Consider the following 25643-nt stretch of genomic DNA (forward strand, 5'->3'; position numbering starts at 1 on the left):
CTCATGTGAATAAAGGCCATAACCCTCAGTTTGAAGCAACCAATTTGCTGACTGTCAATCAAGGCACCTTAGCGATCACTATCATTCCTGTTGTGGATGAAACGGATTGGGTTGTGCCAACGCAATTGATATTAGAGTCAATTCCTTATGATAAGCGTATAAAGAGCTATACTTGGCAGGGTAAGACCCTACCTGTGCACCCTTTGTTAAAGAAGTCAGCCAAACCAGATACTCTGATTATTTTGGAGGGGTCTAGTGATGAGCAGCGTCTGGGGGTTTTGGTAAAAGGAGCGCTTGCAGAGCAGCGTATCAATATATCTGATATTAAAGATATTGAGCCTGATTCTAAGTTGCTACCTGCTAAACCCTCTGACTACGCTTTTCAGTTTGTGGCAATCAATCAGCATGTTTATCTTGTACCTGACTTACCAAAGCTTGTGGATCAGATAACTAATAAGTCAAAATAGCGCCAGGGCGTGTGGAACATTCGACCCTGAGTTAGATAGATTATTTTATACAAAAGGTATAAGTTAATAGGAAGCTCGTAATTAACTTGTTCACTAACGATATATTGGTGGCTTATGTCAATGAATTCAGATGAGAATACTAATTATAGTAAGGTAGGAATTTCAAGACCTACGATATGGTCTAGATCAGTTAAGATTTTTCATTGGGGTAGTGTTTTACTTTTAATAGTGATTTGGGGGATGATAACGCTTCATGAAAACTCAGATGGAGACACTTTTATCCAGCTTCACAAAGCCTTTGGGGTCAGTTTATTTCTTTGGATGATAGCTAGGGTGATAAGCCGAGTGATTACCCCTACGCCTCTCAATCTTCCAATGCCGAAGTGGCAGACTAGGATATCTCAAATAACCCATATTATCTTATACGTTTTGCTGTTTGCGATGCCCTTATCTGGTATTTTAATGTCCTGGTATGGAGGTCATAGTATTAATATGTTTGGGTTGTTTGAATTACCAAGTGTATTAGCAAGTGATCGCACTCAAGCTCGTTTTTTTAATGATTTACATACCGAAATTTTTTGGCCTTCCTTATTAATATTTACAGGATTGCATATTTTAGCCGCTCTACAGCACCAGTTTATTAAAAGAGACAATATCATCTCTAGAATAAAGTAATATAGTCAGCGAACTAATTAACGGTTACATCGTTAGCCTCGTTAAGCCTACTCCAGTAGTGCTAGTACTCGGTTGCCTTGTAACCATTTTAACTTCTTTGACTATACTATCTTCGACACCTGCTTATAGAGTCTGACTTCTGATTGTCTTGGTGTTTTAATACCCAGTTTTTTAAATACTCAATTTTTTAAATGCTCAATAAATACAAAAAAGCGCTGTCAATCCCTGACAGCGCTTTTTAAATTTATTTATCGCAAGCTAAGTAATATTAGATCGAATACGGTTTTACCAGTGTAATGTACCAGTAGCGTTATTTGCTTTCTGGTAAGTTAATATTCATTTCTAATACATCTAGGTTGTCTTCATGACGATGATTAATATTCACATCGTCAATTTGAACCCCATTCACATACTTATTAACCACTTCTAAAATTTCACGTTTCATTTTCTCAATACGATCAGTGGTTAAACGTGAGTTTAAACGGTTTTCACTGGCAACAATGACTTTAAGCCGCTCAGTAGCTGTATTAGCACTACCTGAGCTTTTAGTCTCTGTGCCAAACAGACTACCCCAAAAACCTTTTTTTCTCGACATCTTTAACCCCCAAACCAGCGTTGTAAGAAACTTTTCTTCTTAACATCAATGTGACGTAATGGTCTTTGTTCGCCCAAGAAGCGTGCAACGATATCATCGTAACATTGACCAGCAATAGAGTCTGGGTAATGAATGACAGGCTCACCATGATTGGAAGCTTCAAGTACGGTATTGCTCTCAGGGACAACACCCAGTAAAGGCACTTTTAAAATATCATTTGAGATAGTATCAATATCCATCATCTCTTTTGCGGCAGCACGTTCAGGATTGTAGCGGTTTATAACCAAATGCTCTCGCACACTACCTGTACCTTCTTCCGCTTTCTTAGTACGGCTTTGAAGAACGCCTATAATGCGATCTGAGTCACGAACTGAGGATATCTCTGGGTTAGTAACGATAATAGCTTCATCTGCATGATACATGGCAAGCTGAGCGCCACGCTCGATACCAGCTGGCGAGTCACAGATAATATAATCGAACTGCTTAGAGAGCTCTTCCATGACTTCGGCCACACCCTCATCAGTCAGGGCATCTTTATCACGCGTTTGACTGGCAGGAAGAATAAATAAGTTATCTAACTGCTTGTCTTTTACCAACGCCTGCGATAAGCGGGCATTACCTAAAATGACGTCAACGAAATCATAAACGATACGGTTTTCACAACCCATCAATAAATCTAGATTGCGTAACCCAACATCGAAGTCGATGACGACTGTTTTATAACCACGTAATGCTAAGCCTGCGGCAAATGAAGCACTGGTCGTAGTTTTACCGACGCCGCCTTTACCAGAGGTAATTACAACGATCTTTGCCACTATGGCATACTCCTATAAATCTAAAAAAGGGACAATAAGTTCCTACAACTATATTAAAGCTAGGTGCAACGTTGACTAAATACACCTGTTGACCCTGAAAAGATTCAACAGCGATAGTCAAAAATCAACGAATATTTATGCACCAAAAAAAGTCAAATTTTTATATCATTAGATTATCACAGATGATGGTAAAGTAACAGTATTCGCTTTATGATAAGTGCATATCAGTAAAATTAATGATTAGCTTAACACCCTAGATAATTAAGAAAATGTTGATATTGGCTTAATAGACGTCTGTGATCTCAATAGCATTTAATGTCCTTATTAAAAGAATACTGAATTTTATCTTTCATCTTAGTCCTTATTGAAAGGCTCTGATTCAATTGTTATTGAGTATTTCAAATACCAGCCCTTGACCTTCCACAAATCTAACTTGAACCGGTTTATCGATCATATCTTTTGGGATGCTATCATTTAAGCAGTAGGTGCCTGCGACAGACACTAACGAGGGATTGAAGCGTTGGCAAAATATTCTGGCATCTTTATCACCTGTTGCACCCGCTACCAAACGACCCTGAGCGCGTCCATAAATGTGTAAGCTGTTGTCTGTTATAGCTTCCGCCCCGTTATTGACACTATTGGTCAATACTAAATCACCACCAACATGGTTGATACTTTGACCGGAGCGTAGCATTTGATCATAAAAAACGGTAGTCATCGTTTCAGTATCGTCCTCAATAGTGCTATCTTCAATTAAGACACTATTGTCAACTAAGGTATTATTACCACCCGAGTCATTTTGAGGTTGACCAGCAGTAACCGTATTACCATTAGGGTGGTCAACACTTTCATTAGTGTCGACTGGGTCTGCGACTGATACAGAGGTTTGAGTTGCTGCGGAATTGTGTGCTCTTTTAGTGGGGCGAATACGTTCGATTCGCTTACCGTCCCCAGGGAAAATAGCAAGCCTTAACGTTTTGGCGGCCTCATCTAAAATACCAGTCATTACCCCTATGGGTTGCAGTCCCCATGACCAAAAAAGCTCTACCAAAGCAGCTAAATCTTGTTCTATATCTGATTCAATGATAACCGGAATTTGACTGCTTTTACTGCTTAAGTTTGCTGCAAGGTATTCTTCAATTTGCTTAAGCTCAGCTGTTTGCAACTTTATGCGTGTAAAAGCGAGCATCTTGCCATACATTTTTAATGCAGGAATAGCATCGTTCGAGGCTGACATAAAAAATCCTTAGAATAAGCGACGCAAAGTTATGAATAAGTATAGTTATTAATTATGATTTTAACAGGTCTGCATCAGAACAGGTCTAAGTTAAAGATGCAGGTATTCTTGGTGTTTCCATTGTTGAACTTTAACCTGTTGTTCAAATGCGGTCAATCCGTCATTGACAATACTTTCGACAAGGTTTTCAAGCTCAGGGTTATTGAGGTCAATATTCGCTATAGTGTTCGCAACCTCATCAATAATAACATCTGTTATTTCAGTTTGGGTTAAATGTGACAACAAGCGTTTAGTGATGTTCTCGCCAATATTTTGACTAATAACGTGAATTTGACTCTCAATTAAGCCCCCTGCAATAGGAATCATACGCAAATATCGGCGTAACTCTGGCGTATTATTTAACGCTTCTTGAACCGCTAAGCCAACTTGGACTGATAGCTCTTTTGAGGCATCACTATGAGCCAGCTTAACCAATTGCGGAGAAAGCTCTTGTTTTAGCATCGAGGAGAGCATCGATTGGATGTTAAGACGGTTTTTATTCAGCGTGTCTTCGATAAAGCGCTGGTTCGCCTGTTCATCAGCAAACTGCTGACGCAAATTGTCCGTAGCAGTCAAGATGACACGGTCTGATAACTCTTCAAATGCAACATCATAATAAAACTTCCCGGTCTTAATCCAGCTCTTTGGTAAAACCTGATAGCCCATTTGATACAGTTTGCGGCCGATAAAAAAGGCACGTAACAGACGAAAGGCGCGAAACTGAGGAAAACAACCAATAACTTCATACCAATGGGCAAAGGGGAAAAAGAACCAACGGCTATACTCTTTAGATACAATAGATAGCAACCAACGAAATACCAACTCTATGATCAAAAATATAGTAAAGAATCCGCCTAACACTCTAAGAGGTTGATGAATATTTTGGGTATAGTAATTATAAGATTGCGTTAAACTTAACCAGTCGGCGAGCTGAGCGGCAAACTTGCTCATCAGTAATAGGTCAATACCTATAATAGATAAATCAACAATAATAACTAACAGCATAATAATATCGTAAAACAATGACAGTCTGGTTGCTGTTTTATGTTTTGACGGGTTTGAATAAGCAGTTGGTACGTTATTAGGGCTGCCCTGATCCTGAGTATGCTCAGGGGTATCTTTTAAGTCTGTCATGCGGTTGCAAAGCCTATAAGTTGAGTTGACCTTAAATAAGGTTCAGTTGACTTTTAATCCTGATTTTAACTGATGAATTCAGCTTCTATATGCCATTACGCCATCATGAAGACACAAAGTTACAAAGGCTTTGGCGAGTTTTCAAAATCTGCAAGCATGCGATCAATTTGCTCGTCTTTTTGACGCCAAATCTCATCTAACCATGCGTACATGGTCTGCTTCATATCGTCATCATTGTTATAATCACCTTCTTCGATAGAGGTAAATAACGATTGTGGGATATCAATACGTTGCATATGCACCCCTAGCCGTTTTACATCTCCTTTCCATAAATCACCATAAGAAGGGCTACCATCAGGGTACACGATGGTCATATCCAAGATACCATCAATTTGAGGACCAAGCGCTTGAATAGCAAGGGATATACCGCCTGCTTTAGGTTTTAATAAGTTCTTATAAGGCGATTTTTGGGCATCACGCTTTTCAGGAGTGAAGCGCGTCCCTTCGAGATAGTTGAGTAAGGCAAAAGGTTTGTCTTTTAGAAGTTCACAGGCTCGTTTTGCTTCCAAAATATCGCGATTTTTTAACTCTGGATTTTTAGCAATTTCTTCCTTAGTGTGACGTTTCATCATTGGGAAGTCTAAAAAGTAAAAGGCTTGACCGACGACAGGAATATAGATTAGGTTAAATTTGGTAAAAAATCGAGTCAACGGCAGTCGATCTTGGCTAATATATTGTACGATAGTGGTATCTACCCAAGATAAGTGGTTGCTAATAAGTAGATATTGCTTATCTTGTTCAAGGTCATCAGGGATGTCAATACGCCAGTCGCGCTCAGGCAATACGCTGTCTATCAGTTTGTTATTCGTCCCAATCCAATGCTTAGCAATTTTGATAACGTTGCTATCAGCCACATTTGAGCCCGTCATTACTTTGGTCATGCCAAGCATCCATAATGGCCCACCAAATGTAAAGGTGTTGGCACCTATAACCCCTGCTGCTGTAGTAAATGAGGCCACTTTCCCTATTGATGGGGCTTTAGTATGTAGTTTTTGATAGATGTTTTTTATTTTACTTTTCATAATTTAGACCGAAGTGATTAGTAGTTATTAGAATCAAGCATCGAGGTGATTAAGTATTATAGAGCTGATGCCTATGGCTATATTAAGATTAAGCTAGTGATGTATTGACCTAGGAGTATCATCAGATAGATAAGAGCTTAGTTAGATAACGGAATTTGCTTTACAATGCGTTAACTTATACTTAATAAGACTAACATTAATATAGGGCAGTATAAGATGACATTTCTGATTATCTTTTTAAATACCAACTCATATGGCTAATAGGCATTACTGTAAATAGACGATACTGTTAAATAGAAATTACTATGAGCATTCTTAAATAAATTTTCTGTTTACGATTGTAAACCAGAGACTGCAGAAATGACAACGATAAAACGTAAATTTAGAACGTTATTTTGATTATGAAAATAATTTACTATATTTGCTTAAGTAGATGAGTAATATTTATGAGTGAGTTATAGGAATGCATTCGATAAAGAAAATTTGTAATACGGTATTTGGAATAATACAGTATTTGGAATCAAAGTATTAAGAGGGTTAACACTGTGATATGAATACTACATATAATACAGCAAACTGACAATTTATTACATAATTGATAGATGCAAAATGTATATATTAGGCATAATAACCTATGAAACATTTGCTAACTTTATTAAGAGAAACTTTCTATTATACTATGTGATATACAAGTATTAGACAGAATAGTATTTGATTTGAAAGTATACGATTCGAAGATATTTTATAAAGTAGCATTTTCTATATATAGTTTTGTATGAATACAATGTTATAGAAATAGTGTTTAAATCTATGGACTTAAATTGAGGAATTTATTATGAAAAACCAACTTATGATTACTGCTTTGGCTTCTTCTTTGGCGTTAGCCGGTTGTGCGACTGATCCTGCAACAGGTCAACAATCTATTAATAAAGGTGTATTAGGTGCTCTAGGTGGTGCGGTTGCAGGTGCCGGTATTTCTAAGGCAACTGGTGGTGAGCATACTGGTCGTGATGCAGCGATTGGTGCTGCACTTGGTGGTGCTGTTGGCTTGTATATGGAAAAGCAAGAAAAACAGTTAAAACAGCAAATGGAAGGTACAGGCGTAGAAGTCAACCGCAACCCAACAACGGGTGACATTGACCTTGTTATGCCAGGTAATATTACATTCGCTCATGACAGTACTAACATTAATTCATCGTTTTATAATACGTTGAATAAGCTAGCTACCACGATGAACCAATATGACCAAACGACATTAGATATTGCCGGTCATACTGATAGCACAGGTAATGCCTCTTATAACCAAGGTCTTTCTGAGCGCCGTGCCCAAGCAGTTGCAAGTTATCTAGTTAACCGTGGCGTTTCAAGATATCGTATCCGAACTATGGGTTATGGTCAAAACCAACCTATTGGTAACAACAATACTGAGCAAGGTAGACAGCAAAACCGTCGTGTGGAAATTAAAATCAACGCTCCTCAAAACTTAAACTAATATAAGTCATTGTTAATTTAAGTTCTTTTTAATCCTCCTTGTCTTTAAAGTAAGCCAGTCATGACTGGCTTATTTTTTTACCTAAAATTTGCCTAAATGTTAAGTTATTTACTTTTTGTATTGATAATGGTTATCAATACCACTATAATTCTTAATTAATAATGAAAGGTTGCTTTTGTAACTCTCTAGAACTTTTAATTCAATAGACCGATTTGAGATCCCAAATTATCACCACGCAGAACTAAAACTTAATTAGAGAATAATTTATGGCTTTAATAACACAGAAAAACTTGATCAAATCCAAACTAACCACTGCATTAATAGCGACAGTCATCGGGACAATAACGTTAACAGGTTGCTCAAAAGAGGACACAGAGCAAGCCGATGATATCACTAATGCTAAAGTCGCCACTACTGCCAATGATGCTGAGCGTACTACAGCCAGTGAAGGTGATCAAGCTTCTGTCGATAAACTACTGACCAGTTATGCTGATATGGCATTGGCCTCTTATGAAGATTCATTAAATGAAGCAAAAAAACTACAAGCTGCGATAGATACCTTTGTAGATGACCCCACTGAAGCCAACTTAGAAGCAGCAAAAGCCGCTTATAAAGCAGCCCGTCAGCCTTATTCGCAAACCGAGGTATTCCGCTTTGATGAAGGGTTTGTGACTGCCAATGATAACCGAGAGATAGGTAGTGTGGATGGCTGGGAAGGTCAAGTTAATGCTTGGCCGTTAGACGAAGCTTTGATTGACTATGTGTCAGAAGGTTACGCGGGTGAATATAATAGTAAAGATAATATTATAAATTCAGACCATATTACAGTGGGTAGCATTGAACAAGACACCAGCGAGATTACCCCAGAATTACTGGCCGACATGAATGAAATTGGCGGTAGTGAAGCAAATGTGACCACTGGCTACCATGCCATAGAGTTTTTATTATGGGGTCAGGATACTAACGGTGTTGGCGAAGGTGCTGGTAATCGCCCCGTAAGCGATTATATGGAAGATGACCAATGTACCAGTGGTGTGGGCAATCCGAGTGATGATGATATCTGTGAAAGACGTGGCGATTATCTTGAGGCAGCAGCCCAACTATTGGTTGATGATCTGAGCGACATGGTGGCACAGTGGCAATCCAATTCAGAAAATACATTGCGTAGTGATTTGATGGCGCGTAGTAGTGACAATGCGGTGCGTCAGATTTTTTATCAAATGGGGAGTTTGGCACTTGGAGAGCTTGCCTCAGAGCGTATGCAGGTTGCTTTTGTTACTGGCTCTACCGAAGATGAGCATGAGTGTTTCAGTGACTTGACGCATCTCAGCTATGCAAATAATGCGCGTGGTATCGATAACGTATTCAACGGTCAGTATAAGACCGTTTCAGGGTCAACAGTCGGCGAATATGGCATTAAACAGTTTTTAATAGATGCTGGACAAACAGACGCCGCTGACAAGCTAGACGCTGAGTTTAAAAAAGTTGCATCAAGCTTTGATACCATTGTGACTCAAGGTGAAGAGAACGGCATTAAAGTCGATCAAATGATTGCAACAGTTGGTCAAGCGAGCAAGCAAGGTGTTACTGCGGATGACCAAAATAAACGACGTGGCTGGGTTGAGTCCGCTATTAATGATCTAAAGTCTTTGACAGATGCTATCGAGTATTCAGCAAAAAGCATTGGTATAGAAAACTTAGATGCGGATACCGGTTCGCAGTTTTAAGCCTAAATAGATTTAATTCAAGTTTGATGGCTTATATTCAATATCAATAGAGGATTTCTATACAGGTCCCGAATTAACCTAGAATATTTATGAGCTGTCTTATCCAGTTATCTCGTCTAACATTCTCGTCTAACATTATAAAATAGACACGTTACCAGTGGTTATCTGGTAACGTGTTTTGCTTTGTCAGTTACCCTTTTTTTAAAATTGACCAGTGTCATTTGAGGACTCATTATGAAACACCGTCATTTACCAAGCTCAAGCTTTCGCCGAGTTTCAAATCGTGTCTATAAAGCGACTGTAGAAGAGTTGAATTCAAATGAAGTAGGAAGACTAAGTACGTTAAGGCTAAAAAAGCATAGATTGACTCAAGTTCTAGGGGTATCGCTCATTGGCTTTACCTTATTAGGAATGAGTGGCTGTCAGCAACCGGCAGATGACACTGACAAAGAAGCATCAAAGAAATCGCAATCTCAAAAAGATCAGAGTGATCGAACACAGATTATCGAAGCATTGGCAGGTGTGCCTTTGACCCAGTTAGCTACTTTTGACCCGCAGGAAATCAAGCAAGGGGGAGAGACGGGTATCGCCATTACCTCGGCTGAAAGCTACTCTAAGCCTTCGTCAAATATTACCGCCTCACGAAAAGGCGATTTCTTTATTGGCAATGCTTTTTTTAAGCAGCCTTGGGTAGTCGCACCTGCCAGCACTGATAGTCGAGATGGGTTAGGGGCGTTATTTAACGTCGCCGCTTGCCAGTCTTGTCATATAAAAGATGGGCGCGGGCATGCGCCGATGACTGCAGACGATAATGCGGACAGTTTACTGATACGATTAGCAATGCCGGCGACCACACCAGAGCAAATCGATGCTTTGAATAACTCGCAAATTGAAAAGGTAATACACCCGGTCTATGGTGGTCAACTGCAAGATAGAGGTATTCAAGGAGTGCCTGCTGAAGCCAAAATATCGGTCAAATGGACGGAAGTACCCGTGACTTTTGCAGATGGTCATGTGGTCACCCTGCGTCGACCCAATTTTCAATTAAAAAACCCAGGATATGGTTCTTTTAGTCAAGAGCTTATGTTATCACCCCGTGTGGCATTGCCGATGATAGGGTTGGGCCTTCTTGAGTATATTCCTGATGAGGCGATTAAGCGTCAAGCAGATGCAGAGGATAAAAATAAAGACGGCATCAGTGGCAAATATAATGTGGTTTTAGATCCTCAAACTGGTAAGCAGGCATTGGGCAGGTTTGGCTGGAAAGCTGGTCAGACTCGCCTTTTTACTCAAAATATGAGCGCCTTTAACGAAGATATGGGACTGACATCACGTATACGTCCTATAGAGTCCTGTACTAAAAATCAACCCCAGTGTCTTAAAGCACCGACAGGGGCTGATGATCAAGGCGATGGCAAGTCACCCGTTGAGGTCAGTGATGATGTGGCAAAATTTGTTGAATTTTATACCAAAAATTTAGCAGTTCCTGATCGGCGAGATGCTAACGATGCAACAGTATTAGCAGGTAAGAAACGTTTCTTTGATATCGGTTGTCAGGACTGCCATACACCGCGTTATCAATTACCAAAAGGCAACGATGACAATTTAGAACAGCAAGGTCAGATCATTTATCCTTATACTGATTTATTATTACATGATATGGGTGAGGAATTGGCAGATCGTACCATTGCCGGGATACTTGCTCCTAAAGACGCTAAGGTTGAGTTTTTAGCGACCTCATATGAGTGGCGAACGCCTGCACTTTGGGGTACAGGGTTGGCGCAAACGGTAGACTCACAAGCGACATTTTTACACGATGGGCGAGCGCGAACCCTGATGGAAGCTGTGCTTTGGCATGGCGGCGAAGCTGAGGCTCATAAGAAAAAAGTTTTACAGTTAGATGAGCAAGGTCGCACGGAATTAGAGGCTTTTTTGAATTCACTATAGGGTCTGTTAAACATTCAAATATTAGGACTGCTGATAGCTACCAATTTATCAAAGCAGTTTTCCAAACTAGGCGTAAACCGACGATAATGTCTAGACCTTAGCTAGATGACCCTAATTAAATCGAAACACTTTTTTGTGCAATATTATATCTGTGTCATATTATAATAGAGTCAACTAGGGCAAGACGTATAAACAAAATGAGAATAATATGAAAAAACACCAACTCGCTGCTATGGTGCTATCCGCACTCAGTGCAGGTATTTTAATCAGCTGTAGCAAGCCAAATGAAGATGGACAAAAAACAGCAAACGAACAAGAAGTCGAAAACACAACGATCGCGGCTAAAAGCGACACCGGCACTCAGACCGATACTCAGTCAGACAGTACAGGTAATGCAGCTGCGATTGATGCTATCGATATTTCCCCTGAGACAGCACACCGCTATATTACTGGAGTGACTGAAACGCAAATTTTACCAGCTTATCAACAAATTTCTGAACAAAGCCGAACGTTAAATAGTTTAGCAACGCAGTACTGTCAAGCCAATAATAGTGGTTTAAAAGGCGATAAACTTAATGAACTGCGTGGACAATGGTTAGAGTTAGCCAAGGCATGGGCACAGGCAGAAATCATCAACTTTGGTCCAGCGATGGACAGCATGAGTAATCTGTATATCAATTACTATCCTGATGAACGTGGACTAGTCCATCAAGGCGTCATTGATCTTATAGACGCCAATCCTAACTTAACCGCTGATGAGCTAGCGGCAGAAAGTGCCATTGTCCAAGGTATTCCAGGGCTCGAAGAAGTATTATATGCCAACGAGTCACTAACTCCGGCTCAGTGTAACTATATTGTTAGCGCCAGTGGCGCCTTGGCGAATAGGTTGACTGATATAGAAAACGCGTGGGATAACTCGGCAGAAGAATTAATGGGTATAAGTCAAGCCGATAGCAAAGAAGGCAACAAAGAAGCTAGCAAAGTCGGTGTAAGCCGTTGGATCAATTCAGTACTATCTTTGATTGAAACTACCAAGAGTACCTCACTCGATCAGCCTTTGGGAATAACAGGCAATAAAAAAGGCCATCTACCAGCACAAGCGGCAGGGCAGAGTCGAGAAATAATTACGGCAAAAGTAGCCGCGTTAAACAAAGCTTTAACCGACCCAGCATTGGTAGCCATTCTCTCAGAAGGAGGGCAAGATACCTTAGCTGATAAGATGTCGTCAACATTGGCAGAGATTTCAACCTTATTGGCACAAATGCCACAAGATCTGACTGACGCTACCCCTGACACTCAGAAACAATTGTATGATAAATTTGCCGAGCTTACGAGACTGGTTAAACGTCAATTGATGCCAACACTCGGTGTGCAGGTAGGCTTTAATAGTACGGATGGTGATTAATGTTGAGATCAGATATGTCCTCATTCATTTTTAAGCCAAGCAGTCAGGGGAAATGTTTTACTGATCCCAACGACGACAGTACGTTGGCGACGGGTCTACAAACCATCTTAAAAACCGTTGGGCTGGCAAGTTTGGGAACGCTTGCCTTAGTGGGATCGCATCATCTGGGCCGGAAACAAGCTAATCCTGATGCGCGTCTGCGCGATTATATCGAGGGGCTGGGATCTGCCCTACAGCGTGCTCAACAGCGCGTTCAAAATAGTACACCTACTAAACGCACTAAACCTGCTCAGAAAACTCAGTCTGTAAACCAGCATCAGTCTGCTACACCTTCTGATGCTGATAGTACAAGCAGTTCCCCTGATAGTATAAAGACAGCTTATTGGATAAGTGGCGTTGCAGATTTAAAGCGCAATACTTTTGCCGTTGTTGCTATTGATAGTCATCGCCAAATTATTTGGCAGACGCCTATGCCAGAGCGGGTGCATGATATTTTAATACAGCCGCTAAGCATCTCCCATTCAAATTCTCAGACTACTTCTAAGTATCATACTTATAAGAGGAACGTTCAGGCGGGCAGTCCGCAGGTAGTGGTGATGGGTCGCCGCCCGAGTGACAGCTTTTGGGTTTTGGACAGTCATAGTGGAGACGTCATTTATCACATAAAATCTGAGCCTAATCGTCATTTTTATGGTCATGCTTGTTATAGTTTAGCGGGCGATTTGTTATACGTCACAGAAAATAATACGTTAGATTTTAGTGGTATTATTGGCGTTTATGAGGTAGCGACAGGCTATAAAAAAATTGACGAGTTTGCCACCCATGGTATTGGCCCACATGAACTGCTGATGCATACTGACAGTGAGACATTGGTGGTAGCAAATGGGGGAATTAAGACCGAACGTGCCTCAAGGCAAGAGCTAAACTTAGACAGTATGCAGCCGTCGCTGGTTTATCTTAATCGTCATAATGGCACATTGTTGCAACAAATATATCCTGAGCATAATCAAATGAGTGTGCGTCATTTAGCGATGCATGATAATGGGACAGTGGTGATCGGTATTCAGTTCCAAGGTGAGCGTCATTTGAGTGTGCCCTTGGTACTGACTCATCGTCGAGGAGAGTCAAAACTAACGGCAATGCAGCTAGATAAAGCGGACACCAAGGGCTGGCATCGGTTCCACCATTATATTGCTAGTGTCGCTGTCGACTCTGATCATAATCTAGTTTGTGCGACCAGTCCGATAGGGGGCTGTGCCGCTATTTTTGATTTAACCACCGGTAAAATGCTGGTGGCAACTGAGCTTGCAGACTGTGCCGGTGTGGCCAATTGGCCTAACGCTACAAGAGGATCCTTCACGTCTGAAAATGATATCGCACGTTTTTTAGTCAGTGATGGACAGGGGTATTTGACTCAGTTAAGTCTTAATCAGACAAGCTCTTTTAAGTTAGATGTCGATAAATTGCATCTGCCCTATGCGTTTGACAATCATTTAAACGCCTTAGAGTTATAAGGATGTTTTTAAATAAGGTATGAGATGTTATTTGACCGTAAGTCTGCTAAACATAATAAAGAGGCAACCAGTGTCTACCAAGCCCTCGAGTCTTTATTAAATGAAGCAGATATCAAGCTTGTGGTGACGCGTAAGCGGGTAAAAAATATTAACTTTCGTCTAAAGCCCAATCTTTTATCTGTATCTGCTCCTAACCATGCCACTACAAGTGACATTGTGACCGCAATCTCTCATCGACTTGACTGGGCCATAAATCACCATGCGACCTTGTTAAAACGTCAGCGTTTAAAAAAGCAATATGGGGTGCAAAACGGTGACTCTCAAAAGGGCTATGACAATAACACCCTACTTCCGGTAACACTTTGGGGCAACCCTCAAGGTTTGGTTATGGGTGAGCAAGAAAGGATTCGCTGGTATCGACAAGAGCTACAAAATGTCATGCCTGATTTGTTTGCAAAATGGCAACCCATCGTCGGTGCAACGGCCAATGAAACGCGTATTAAGAAAATGAAAACCCGTTGGGGCAGCTGCAATACCAGAGCTAAGCGGGTTTGGCTCTCTGTATATCTGCCAGCCTATCCGTTAGCCTGTACTGAATATGTTATCGTACACGAGTTGTGTCATCTGCATCATGCCAATCATAGCCCTGCATTTTGGGGTGAAGTAAAGCGTTCTATGCCCGACTATAAACATTGGCATGATATGCTGGCGGGTAAATCAGGGATTGTGGATTGAAGGGGATTAGAACGAACAGAGGAACCAAGGTATTGTGAATAGGGTTTATATATCCTACTTTAAAAACAATTCTTAATTTAAAAGTTGCTGAATTTCATGCTCAATATTTTGACGTGCCCGTTGCTCGTATTTATCAAAAAATTCTTTTGAGAAATAAAGCCTGTCTCTTTCCAAAAATTTATTCAAAATTGCTGAACGCTCTTTCTTATAGACTACTAATGGAATATGCTGATATTCCGAACGCACTTGGGTCGCATACTTATTATAAACCTTCCATTTAGCGCCCAAAATAGCCAAATCCATGTCTAAAAAATACCGCGCATCGTCTAGAGCTATCTCAAGTCCGCACTTCGATTGTTTTTGATGACTCTCCCCATTATTACCATCATCAATATTGCAACAAGATTGAGGGTTATGCGCTAATTCATTAGGATTTAGTAGTTGATGAGACGCCGTCATCATAATGAGCGACTCTACTTGGCGAATTAAAGAGGGTGGCAAGTAACTTCTCAGTTGCTGTTTAAAATAATCCGCACTCTGCTGTTCATTATTATTCAAAGTAGGTTGATAAATGATATCGTGATACCAAATGGCCAGTTCGACAACGACTGTATTATGTAGTAAAGGCTTAACCTCATCAAAATGGTCAAACATCTGCATTAAATGGTCTAGCGTATGATAATGACGATGAGGCTGAGTATAGTGAGAATAAATATCCTCCCATAATGAATGTATATCAGCCTCTAAAGCATTTAAATTCACTAAATCACTCAAAAGATGAAAATCATTATCATTAGACTGAGCCAAACGCGTAAAGAGTCCATAATAACGGTCTTTTAGCCTCTCAATGGAGCGCGATTGGTTATCTGGATACTGAATGGGCGTATCTACAATTGAGGTAAATAACAGCGTCGTTGTTTTATTATTAGATGCCATGGCTAAAAGACAATTAATTTGTAAAATATATTAAAATATGGTTTACAAAATACTAAAGCTTTACAAAATACTGGAGTGTTAAGAAGCATTTTGTTGCTCACACTTCTCTAAAGCAGTTTTAAAAATATTACCCAATAGATTAATGTCATCGACGCGGGCATAATTCAAGCGTGTGACAAAGGCAATACGGCGATGAGGTCCTTTTTCAGATAAGGGAACAGTCGCAACATCATTGGTTTGATGATGCACTTGTTTTAAAGCCATTTCTGGAATTAAGGTAGTTCCCATACCCGCTAGAGCCATTTGAATAAGCGTATTAAGGCTAGCATCTGAAAAATTAGACTTATAATCATCGCGATCAAATGAGCAGACCGTCAATGCTTGATCGGTCAAACAATGTCCTTCCCCTAATAGCATTAAGTTGGTACTACCAAGCTGATCTGCACTGATGGTTTCTAACTTGGCAAAGGGGTTGTCACTTGGGAAAATCGCAAAGAAGTCCTCTTCCCAAAATTCAAACGTATGCAGTCCTTCGACAGGATAGGGCAGTGCGATAATAGCGGTATCGATATGTCCATAACGTACTTGCTCTAGCAAACGTTCGGTTTGTTGCTCTACGATGGTCATACGAAAGTTAGGATACTGTGCTTTTAACTCAGGCAACACTTTGGGGAGTAAATACGGTGCAATGGTCGGAATCATACCGACTGACATAGGATAAGCCAGCGGTGTTTGGTGACTATGAGCGCGGGTGGTTAAGTCGTTGATCTCAGAAAATACCCGCTGAGCACGCGTTAAGATTTCCTCGCCAATAGGTGTAATAAGCACCTGCTTATTATTACGCTCAAAGATCTGAGTATCGAGCTGCTTTTCAAGCTCGGCAATACCTAAGCTTAAGGCAGATTGTGAAATATTGCATTCTTCAGCGGCACGTTTAAAGTGGCGATGTTTAGCGACAGCAAGGGCAAATTCTAATTGTCTTAAAGTAATCATTAAGTCTCTCTTATCTATTAAATATTTTTCATTTATAATTTTGGTAGCACACTGTACTATTTATCGTTGTACAAAATATTATCGTTGTACGATATATTGCTATAGCATATATTGCTTTAAGAAATATTAACCATTAAGTAAGTAGCTATTTAAGCACCTATATGATTAAGTACATATTTGAGCATTTTGAGAGTGAGCAACTGTTATCATAACAGGTGCGAAATATATTGGTCTACGTTTTGTTAAACAAAACATCATATTATAATCTTTAAATTAGATTAAAGATTATAGATTGCTATAATAAAACTCGTAGTTAACGAGATCACTTGATTAAAGTCAAGTTGTGAGTGGTTAAATCAAATTGTTGCTAGTTAAGTAGCCATAGCTGCCATATCTAATGTTCAAGTCATAACAACTAAAGCCAGAATATCCTATTGATCAGTTATTGTTATGCCTTTTATCCATGATTTTTTCAATGCAAGGCTACATAAATTAACCATCGACCATCACAATCAACCACGTCATAGAATTGCAATACCGCTATGATAGGTTAGACTTTGATAAGCAATTAGCAAAAGTCCATTAATAATATAATTACGAACAGTCTTTTGTAGTATGCAAGAAGCTAAATTCAATTAAACCCACAAAAAAAGGAGCCTTAATCATGGCATCTATTATCAATCAAACTATCCCTGAATTTACGACTGAAGCTTTCGTAAATGGTGAATTCAAGACCATTTCTTCTGATGATGTGAAAGGTAAATGGGCTATCTTCATGTTCTACCCACATGACTTTACATTCGTATGCCCAACAGAACTTGAAGATATGGCAAACCATTATGAAGAACTTAAAGGTTTAGGCGTAGAAGTTTACGCAGTATCTACTGACTCTCATTTTGTACATAAAGCATGGCACGATTCTTCTGAAGCAATCGGCAAAGTGACTTACCCAATGTTAGGTGATGGTACTGGTAATATTGCTCGTGGCTTCAATGTATTAATCGAAGAAGAGCATGCTGCTTTACGTGGTTCATTCTTAGTTGATCCAGATGGCGTTGTTAAAGTTGCTGAGATCCATGACTTAGGTATCGGCCGTAGCGCTAAAGATATGGTACGTAAAGTTAAAGCTGCTCAGTATGTTCGTGACAACGACGGTGAAGTTTGCCCAGCAGCTTGGGAACAAGGTCAAAACACTCTTAAGCCAAGCCTAGACCTAGTTGGTAAAATCTAAGGTGACGTTTAACTTAGATACTATAACTTAATAATACTTTAACCTAATAATGAGGTGTATATAAATATCAGCTGTTTAAGCTAACTTTATATATACCTTTTTAGGCAGTTATTAAAAGCCTCGCTAATTTGCTTAGCGGGGCTTTTTTAGTGTGAAGTCTTTGAATGTTGCTTAAAAACACACTTAAAGCGAGAGTTTCAAGCAACAGAATATAAACTGAATCTCTATAAATCAATATCAACGGTGTTGCTAGGTTTATTACTGATTTTCTTAGTGTCGATATCTTTTGATACCTCTAAGATGGTGGTCTCATTGCTCTTATCTAAGTATTTCTGAGCTTTGTCGACTTCGTTAGTCAAAGTATCAACCGTTTGCTTCATATTATCCAGCGCTTGCACCTTGTAAGCGCTAATCATATCCATCGTCTCATAGACATTGTTAAATGCATTTTGAAGTTTGTCCAACTCAATAGTACTACTGGTTGCCTGCTCGTGAATTTCAGTAGATTGACGCTTCATCATGGCAGAGGTAGATTCAATCAAGCTACTGGTTGTTTTATTAAGCGCGCTGATTTGATCTAATACCAGTTTTTGATTGGTCATGGCTTGAGCAACCACGACTGCCGTACGTAATGCGGAAACCGTCGTTGTCGTCGCACGATCGACACCTTTGATCAGTTCTAGGTTATTTTTACGAATGGTATCAAGTGCTAGATAACCTTGAATATTGACTGCTAATTGAGTCAAGAAGTCTGTGTTTTTTTGGCGCACATAAAACAACATCTCTTCTTTAATAATACGTGCCTTTTCAGGATCTGTCGCTTCAATCTCGTAGACCTTTTTCTCTAGCTGCTCGTCAATCTTTTTGCCTACATAGACATATTGACGAATAGACTCCATCAAGTTCCACATATTAACTTTTTCTTGCTCAATCATAGCATTGTCTTTCATGAGCTCATCTTTACCGTTATATAGACTGGTTACCACCGCATTAATATGTGATTGAGACGATTCGTATTCACGAAAGTAATCTTGAACTTTATTACCAAAGGGAATGAGACCAAACAGTTTGCGTGAGCTTGTCAGTTGTTTTTTACTTGGGTCTAAATCTTCGACAATGCCGCGTAGCTCGGTTAAGGATTTGGCAATAGGAGAGTCATCAAATAAGCCTTTGCTTAAACTTTTGGAAGGCAGCTCTAACATACGGTTAGACACTTGAGCTGACTCACGTATTTCTTTATTGCCTAAATTATGTATTGACTGGACTTTTTGTTTGAATTCATCACTTTGCACAGAGTTTGTAAGGACGTTATCGATAAAAGCGTCAACTTTGGCATCGAGCTCAGGGATATCACTAGGATCAAGTTTAACCATTTGATCCGCTTCAGTGACAGGGACTTCCTTAACTGCTTCTGGCGGCGTTAGGCTGATTGCGGGCGCTTTTGCATTTTCAGGAGGCGTTAATTCTTGCATATTGTTATCCTTATAAATTGAGCAATTAAATTAAGCAATGTGTTGGCTTAAAGGTTGAATGAATGTTTTCGAAACAATAAAGAGGTTGTATTTTAAATAGTACAAGAAAGTAGACTATGATGATATTAAATAAAAGTAACTTTATTTTGAGTGTGATTTAGCGTTTGGTTTAGAGCGTGATTGAAAATTTGGTTTAGGACTTGTAGCACATATAAAGAGTGCTTTTAAGTTTGATGAGCACTTTTTAACGTGGAAAAAAACCACCAATCCGCTACTGCAAATTGGTGGTACGCGATTATTACTATATAGAGTGTATAACAAATCACAACATGACGCTGTCTACATGACACATTGTCAAATTAGACATACCACATTGATTATTTCTTACGAGTTGGGCCAAGTAGCATGCCCATTTGACGGCCTTCCATTTTTGGATGTTGCTCGACATTTGAGATGTCAGCTGTATCTTCAATAATACGCTCAAGTTGCTGACGACCAAGGTCTTGGTGAGCCATCTCACGACCACGGAAGCGAATGGTTACTTTCACTTTGTCCTGGTCTTCTAAGAAGCTGATAATTTTACGCAGTTTAACTTGGTAATCTGCTTCCTCAGTACTTGGACGTAGCTTCATCTCTTTAAGCTGGGTTTGCTTTTGGTTTTTCTTAGCCTCTTTCGCCTTTTGTTTTTGGTCATACAAGTAACGTTTGTAGTCCATCACTTTACACACAGGCGGCTGGGCATCTGGTACCAATTCAACCAAATCTAGATTGTCATCACGAGCCGCTTTTAGGGCAGTATCGATATCGACAATACCCATCTGTTCGCCATCTTCTTTTACTAAGCGAACTTCTTTTTGCTGAATCTCTTCGTTGATGTTCAAACGGTTTGACTGTTTAATAGGTAATACTCCTCATCAGTTTTAGGTTTTATAGTCTTTATTATTAACATTATTAACGCCATTAGCACGCTAACCTTGTTCAAAGCAGCAGTTCACTCTTTTCACAAGGTTGGCATATAGCATTAAAAGTTAAAGACTATTGTCGTCCCTTTTGGGCGACTGCTTTCTGTATTAATTCAATAAAGTCCGTCACAGACATGACACCTAGGTTCTCGCCTTCACGAGTACGCACGTTAACCTGTCCTGACTCAACTTCTTTATCCCCCAATACTAGCATATAGGGGATACGCTCTAATGTTCTTTCTCGTATCTTAAATCCTATCTTCTCATTACGCAAGTCACTAATAGCCCGCAGACCTGCATTTTTTAGTTCTGACACGACATTGTCACAGGCTTCCGCTTGTTTATCAGTGATGTTCATCACTACCACTTGTTGAGGAGATAGCCATACCGGCATCCAACCTGCATAATGCTCAATAAGCATACCCAAGAAGCGCTCAAAGGATCCTAAAATAGCGCGGTGCAACATAACTGGCGTATCACGTTCGCCTTGCTCATTAATATAATGGGCCTCTAAACGGTTCGGTAAGTTAAAGTCTAATTGCAGCGTACCACATTGCCAGACTCGGCCAATAGAGTCGCGTAAGCTAAACTCAATTTTCGGACCATAGAATGCGCCTTCGCCTTCTTGCAGTTCCCAATCAAGGTTAGCCGCATCAAGAGCATCGGCTAACGCTTTTTCAGCCTCATCCCAAAGCTCGTCTGCACCTACACGTTTTTCAGGTCGCGTCGATAGCTTCATTTCGATATTATCAAAGCCGAAGTCTTTATAGACGTCCAAGGTCAGCTTAATAAAGTCAGATGCCTCTTTACCGATTTGTTGATTGGTACAAAAAATGTGCGCATCATCTTGTGTAAAGCCGCGAACCCGCATAATACCATGCAAGGCACCTGATGGCTCATTACGATGGCACGAACCAAACTCTGCCAAGCGTAACGGCAAATCGCGATAAGAGCGTAACCCTTGATTAAAGACTTGCACATGGCAAGGGCAGTTCATAGGTTTAATGGCATAATCACGGTTTTCACTATGGGTGGTAAACATATTTTCAGCATAGTTTTCCCAGTGTCCAGATTTCTCCCACAAGCTTCTATCCACAATTTGCGGTGTCTTAATCTCTTGGTAGCCATTATCCTGCTGAACTTTCCGCATATACTGTTCAAGTACCTGATAAATGGTCCAGCCATTTGGATGCCAAAAGACCATGCCAGGCGCTTGCTCTTGCAAATGAAACAGGTCTAAAGCCTTACCAATCTTACGGTGGTCACGTTTCTCAGCTTCTTCAATACGTTCAATATAGGCTTTTAGATCTTTTTTATCCGCCCATGCAGTACCATAAATACGTTGGAGCTGTTCGTTTTTAGCATCGCCGCGCCAGTAAGCGCCACTCATTTTAGTCAACTTAAATACTTTTAAGAAGCGCGTATTTGGCACATGAGGACCACGGCACATATCCACATATTCTTGGTGGAAGTATAAGCCAAATTCTTTTTCCTCTGGCATGTCATTGATAAGCTTTAACTTATAATCCTCACCACGCTCTTCAAAGATCTTAATCGCCTCATCACGTGGCGTCATCTTTTTGATCACATCATAATTTTGCTTAATAAGTTCTGCCATGCGTTTTTCAATCGCCGACATATCATCAGGGGTAAAGGGCGTTTCACTATAGATATCATAATAAAAGCCTTCTTCAATCACCGGGCCGATGACCATTTTCACATCTGGGTACAACTGCTTCACCGCATGACCGAGCAAATGCGCACAAGAGTGACGAATAATATCCACACCGTCGGCATCTTTTGGGGTCACAATTTCAACTTTAGCGTCATGGGTGATTGGGTCACTTGCATCGACAAGCTGACCATCCACACGTCCTGCAACCGTCGCCTTAGCGAGGCCTGGGCCGATGCTTTCAGCCACTTGCATGACTGAAGTTTCACCTTCAAACTCTTTGACACTGCCATCAGGCAAAGTAATTGCAACCATAATCTAAAATCCAAATTATTTATAATATAAATTAAAATTCATCACCATTATAATTGTGACGAAAATAACAAACACAACCATTAAAACAGAAAAACCGACCTCAAAGCCAGTTTATAAGTCGTTATTCATCCTATTATAAAGGATTTTGTATTCGTTTTTATAGCTATTCCTGCTTTTCGCTACTATCTACATGAGTGAATGACACGGTGGCTAACGTTTGGCAAGTCTCTTGCTTCGCGAGCCTAGCCAAACTAAGCCATCGTACCTCATTCACTCATGCAGTATATCCGCTGCAATCAGGGCTAGCGGCAACATCGTGTTCTTGCTACTATCGTCTGTGTTAAAAAGGTTATCTTATTGAAAAAGACGGACTAGAGTTAAGCGCTCATTTAGAATAATTAGCAAATTAAATAGCACATAACAACTAAAACCAATGGTTTAGTTGTTTAGAAGGGGGTGGGATGTTTTGTTAAGTACTCAAAGAAAAGAGCTTTTGTTAAAGGTGGTATGGTTTTTAGTGATGGCAGGCGTCATGTATTGTAGAATATATGATTACCTTTCAAGGTATGAAGCGTTAGCCATTTTTGTCGTCTATACCTTAGTACATGTATTTGTTATCGAAAGGCTGGTACTTGGTAAAATAAAGATAGCAAATAAGAAGTGAAGTAGAACAAGAAGAGCCGTAACGAGAAGAGTAATAAAAAACAGATATTAGCTAGGTTGCATAGGACCTAGCGTCAGATACATATTATAGTCTCTAACACTAGCCTCTAAAATACGTAGCGTGTGGTGTAGTGCAACGAAACCCACGTTTAAGATTACAAATTAAAGCGTATATCTTAATTAAGAAAGGGATGTCTTAATTAAATGTTGACGTTAACCATTATCTATATATAGATAAACTAGAATTCGATGAGCGGGTAGTTAATATGATGTTTACCTTTTGGATATCTCAGATCAAAACAATACTCAATTTTTGCTGAAATAATTCTCCCACCCCCTTGACCAAACTCAAAAACTATATATACTACGCCACCTGTTCAAGAAGACTTATATAGTTAACTAGCTTATAGTGAACAAACATCATTTAGACAGTTAAAAATGAATGAAGTTTGAAGAAAATCAAAATAACTAAAAAATAACTGTAAAACACTCTTGACACACAAATTAAAGCGTCTATAATACGCACCTCATTAAGGGAAACGACGTTAAGAACTGAAAGCGAAAGCAGAAGTTTAAAACCGAGATAACTTATTGAAAGAATTTAAAATGCAGTAAATAAAAGGTTGACAGATATCATAATAATGTTATACTTGATAACCCGATAAGTAAGAGAGGTAATTAACCTATCTTACCTATTGCATAACTTACCTTGGACGACAAGATAAGTCAACTATTTAAAAGCTAAAATCAAAGAACAACTTGTGTGGATTTTTGCTGATTTAGGATGCTGAGAAATTAAAGTTGGGACTATCTCTTTTCGAGATAGTGACTAACTATAAAAATTATCATTCTTTAGAAGCAGAAAAACTCGAAGTTAATTCATTATATGAAACATACGAAAAGCAATTTGCTAGTAAAAGAATGAGCCAAGTTTAGAAGCTTCTTTAAAGAGCTTCATAGCAAGATTAAACTGAAGAGTTTGATCATGGCTCAGATTGAACGCTGGCGGCAGGCTTAACACATGCAAGTCGAGCGGTAACATTTCTAGCTTGCTAGAAGATGACGAGCGGCGGACGGGTGAGTAATACTTAGGAATCTGCCCAGTAGTGGGGGATAGCACGGGGAAACTCGTATTAATACCGCATACACCCTACGGGGAAAAGGGGGCGCTTGCGCTCTCGCTATTGGATGAGCCTAAGTCGGATTAGCTAGTTGGTGGGGTAAAGGCCTACCAAGGCGACGATCTGTAGCTGGTCTGAGAGGATGATCAGCCACACCGGAACTGAGACACGGTCCGGACTCCTACGGGAGGCAGCAGTGGGGAATATTGGACAATGGGGGCAACCCTGATCCAGCCATGCCGCGTGTGTGAAGAAGGCCTTTTGGTTGTAAAGCACTTTAAGCAGTGAAGAAGACCATATGGTTAATACCCATATGCGATGACATTAGCTGCAGAATAAGCACCGGCTAACTCTGTGCCAGCAGCCGCGGTAATACAGAGGGTGCAAGCGTTAATCGGAATTACTGGGCGTAAAGCGAGCGTAGGTGGCTTAATAAGTCAGATGTGAAATCCCCGGGCTTAACCTGGGAACTGCATCTGATACTGTTGGGCTAGAGTAGGTGAGAGGGAGGTAGAATTTCAGGTGTAGCGGTGAAATGCGTAGAGATCTGAAGGAATACCGATGGCGAAGGCAGCCTCCTGGCATCATACTGACACTGAGGTTCGAAAGCGTGGGTAGCAAACAGGATTAGATACCCTGGTAGTCCACGCCGTAAACGATGTCTACTAGTCGTTGGGGGACTTGATCCCTTAGTGACGCAGCTAACGCAATAAGTAGACCGCCTGGGGAGTACGGCCGCAAGGTTAAAACTCAAATGAATTGACGGGGGCCCGCACAAGCGGTGGAGCATGTGGTTTAATTCGATGCAACGCGAAGAACCTTACCTGGTCTTGACATATCTAGAATCTTGTAGAGATACGAGAGTGCCTTCGGGAATTAGAATACAGGTGCTGCATGGCTGTCGTCAGCTCGTGTCGTGAGATGTTGGGTTAAGTCCCGCAACGAGCGCAACCCTTTTCCTTAGTTACCAGCGGTTAGGCCGGGGACTCTAAGGATACTGCCAGTGACAAACTGGAGGAAGGCGGGGACGACGTCAAGTCATCATGGCCCTTACGACCAGGGCTACACACGTGCTACAATGGTAGGTACAGAGGGTAGCTACACAGCGATGTGATGCGAATCTCAAAAAGCCTATCGTAGTCCGGATTGGAGTCTGCAACTCGACTCCATGAAGTCGGAATCGCTAGTAATCGCGGATCAGAATGCCGCGGTGAATACGTTCCCGGGCCTTGTACACACCGCCCGTCACACCATGGGAGTTGATTGCACCAGAAGTGGGTAGCCTAACCTTCGGGGAGGCGCTCACCACGGTGTGGTCGATGACTGGGGTGAAGTCGTAACAAGGTAGCCGTAGGGGAACCTGCGGCTGGATCACCTCCTTATTGACGCATCCGGTCAGCAAGAATTCACAACA

At 40.5% G+C, this 25643-nt stretch carries 19 protein-coding genes and 1 rRNA gene; 10 read left to right on the forward strand and 10 right to left on the reverse strand.

The window, feature by feature from the left end; translation table 11 throughout:
- The first annotated feature begins 5 nt into the window (after positions 1-5).
- Positions 6-467 (forward strand): hypothetical protein, encoded by a 462-nt coding sequence (locus tag AC21OG_RS06255; protein ID WP_487378345.1) that lies wholly within the window; start codon positions 6-8, stop codon positions 465-467.
- Positions 468-581: 114 nt separating this feature from the next.
- Complete coding sequence (locus AC21OG_RS06260) at positions 582-1142, forward strand: cytochrome b (protein ID WP_486547936.1); 561 nt, start codon at positions 582-584, stop codon at positions 1140-1142.
- A 310-nt stretch (positions 1143-1452) separates the two neighbouring features.
- On the opposite strand, the gene minE is transcribed toward AC21OG_RS06260, so the two are convergent.
- The 5 genes from minE to yihG all read right to left on the reverse strand — a co-directional run bounded on the left by minE (position 1453) and on the right by yihG (position 6044).
- Positions 1453-1737: a cell division topological specificity factor MinE gene (gene minE / locus AC21OG_RS06265; RefSeq protein WP_486547937.1), complete on the reverse strand. Its 285-nt coding sequence runs from the start codon at positions 1735-1737 to the stop codon at positions 1453-1455.
- Positions 1738-1739: 2 nt separating this feature from the next.
- On the reverse strand, positions 1740-2552 hold the full coding sequence (gene minD, locus AC21OG_RS06270) for a septum site-determining protein MinD (RefSeq protein WP_486547938.1): 813 nt from the start codon (positions 2550-2552) through the stop codon (positions 1740-1742).
- Between the two features lie 379 nt (positions 2553-2931).
- On the reverse strand, positions 2932-3789 hold the full coding sequence (minC, locus tag AC21OG_RS06275; RefSeq protein ID WP_487378346.1) for a septum site-determining protein MinC: 858 nt from the start codon (positions 3787-3789) through the stop codon (positions 2932-2934).
- A 90-nt stretch (positions 3790-3879) separates the two neighbouring features.
- Positions 3880-4962, reverse strand: a complete 1083-nt coding sequence (locus AC21OG_RS06280) for a hypothetical protein (RefSeq protein ID WP_487378347.1) — start codon at positions 4960-4962, stop codon at positions 3880-3882.
- A 119-nt stretch (positions 4963-5081) separates the two neighbouring features.
- Positions 5082-6044: a 1-acylglycerol-3-phosphate O-acyltransferase, YihG family gene (yihG, locus tag AC21OG_RS06285; RefSeq protein ID WP_486547941.1), complete on the reverse strand. Its 963-nt coding sequence runs from the start codon at positions 6042-6044 to the stop codon at positions 5082-5084.
- An 835-nt stretch (positions 6045-6879) separates the two neighbouring features.
- Here yihG and AC21OG_RS06290 point away from each other — a divergent pair.
- The 6 genes from AC21OG_RS06290 to AC21OG_RS06315 all read left to right on the forward strand — a co-directional run bounded on the left by AC21OG_RS06290 (position 6880) and on the right by AC21OG_RS06315 (position 14864).
- On the forward strand, positions 6880-7536 hold the full coding sequence (locus AC21OG_RS06290) for a YiaD family glycine zipper/OmpA-like lipoprotein (RefSeq protein ID WP_486547942.1): 657 nt from the start codon (positions 6880-6882) through the stop codon (positions 7534-7536).
- Positions 7537-7802: 266 nt separating this feature from the next.
- On the forward strand, positions 7803-9263 hold the full coding sequence (locus tag AC21OG_RS06295; protein ID WP_487378348.1) for an imelysin family protein: 1461 nt from the start codon (positions 7803-7805) through the stop codon (positions 9261-9263).
- 234 nt (positions 9264-9497) lie between these two features.
- Positions 9498-11210: a di-heme oxidoreductase family protein gene (locus AC21OG_RS06300; protein ID WP_487378349.1), complete on the forward strand. Its 1713-nt coding sequence runs from the start codon at positions 9498-9500 to the stop codon at positions 11208-11210.
- A 208-nt stretch (positions 11211-11418) separates the two neighbouring features.
- Positions 11419-12615: an imelysin family protein gene (locus AC21OG_RS06305; protein ID WP_487378350.1), complete on the forward strand. Its 1197-nt coding sequence runs from the start codon at positions 11419-11421 to the stop codon at positions 12613-12615.
- Between the two features lie 14 nt (positions 12616-12629).
- A complete protein-coding gene (locus tag AC21OG_RS06310) occupies positions 12630-14129 on the forward strand; it encodes a DUF1513 domain-containing protein (protein WP_487378351.1) in 1500 nt (499 codons plus the stop codon).
- Between the two features lie 24 nt (positions 14130-14153).
- Positions 14154-14864 carry a M48 family metallopeptidase gene (locus AC21OG_RS06315; protein ID WP_487378352.1) on the forward strand — a complete coding sequence of 237 codons (711 nt, stop codon included), beginning with the start codon at positions 14154-14156 and terminating at the stop codon, positions 14862-14864.
- Between the two features lie 72 nt (positions 14865-14936).
- On the opposite strand, the gene AC21OG_RS06320 is transcribed toward AC21OG_RS06315, so the two are convergent.
- Together AC21OG_RS06320 and AC21OG_RS06325 are read right to left on the reverse strand one after the other, a co-directional pair.
- Positions 14937-15800 carry an HD domain-containing protein gene (locus AC21OG_RS06320; protein WP_487378353.1) on the reverse strand — a complete coding sequence of 288 codons (864 nt, stop codon included), beginning with the start codon at positions 15798-15800 and terminating at the stop codon, positions 14937-14939.
- 78 nt (positions 15801-15878) lie between these two features.
- A complete protein-coding gene (locus AC21OG_RS06325) occupies positions 15879-16793 on the reverse strand; it encodes a hydrogen peroxide-inducible genes activator (RefSeq protein ID WP_487378354.1) in 915 nt (304 codons plus the stop codon).
- A gap of 664 nt (positions 16794-17457) precedes the next feature.
- Here AC21OG_RS06325 and ahpC point away from each other — a divergent pair.
- Complete coding sequence (gene ahpC, locus AC21OG_RS06330; protein WP_486547956.1) at positions 17458-18024, forward strand: alkyl hydroperoxide reductase subunit C; 567 nt, start codon at positions 17458-17460, stop codon at positions 18022-18024.
- 224 nt (positions 18025-18248) lie between these two features.
- Here ahpC and AC21OG_RS06335 read toward each other — a convergent pair whose 3' ends face one another.
- The 3 genes from AC21OG_RS06335 to thrS all read right to left on the reverse strand — a co-directional run bounded on the left by AC21OG_RS06335 (position 18249) and on the right by thrS (position 22445).
- Positions 18249-19496 carry a toxic anion resistance protein gene (locus tag AC21OG_RS06335; RefSeq protein ID WP_487378355.1) on the reverse strand — a complete coding sequence of 416 codons (1248 nt, stop codon included), beginning with the start codon at positions 19494-19496 and terminating at the stop codon, positions 18249-18251.
- Between the two features lie 377 nt (positions 19497-19873).
- Positions 19874-20377: a translation initiation factor IF-3 gene (gene infC / locus AC21OG_RS06340; RefSeq protein WP_486547951.1), complete on the reverse strand. Its 504-nt coding sequence runs from the start codon at positions 20375-20377 to the stop codon at positions 19874-19876.
- A gap of 154 nt (positions 20378-20531) precedes the next feature.
- Positions 20532-22445 carry a threonine--tRNA ligase gene (thrS, locus tag AC21OG_RS06345; RefSeq protein ID WP_486547952.1) on the reverse strand — a complete coding sequence of 638 codons (1914 nt, stop codon included), beginning with the start codon at positions 22443-22445 and terminating at the stop codon, positions 20532-20534.
- Positions 22446-24075: 1630 nt separating this feature from the next.
- Between thrS and AC21OG_RS06350 the strand changes: the two genes are divergently transcribed.
- Positions 24076-25611 (forward strand): 16S ribosomal RNA (locus AC21OG_RS06350).
- The last annotated feature ends 32 nt before the right edge of the window (positions 25612-25643 follow it).

This window comes from Psychrobacter sp. CX5, from assembly GCF_057621535.2.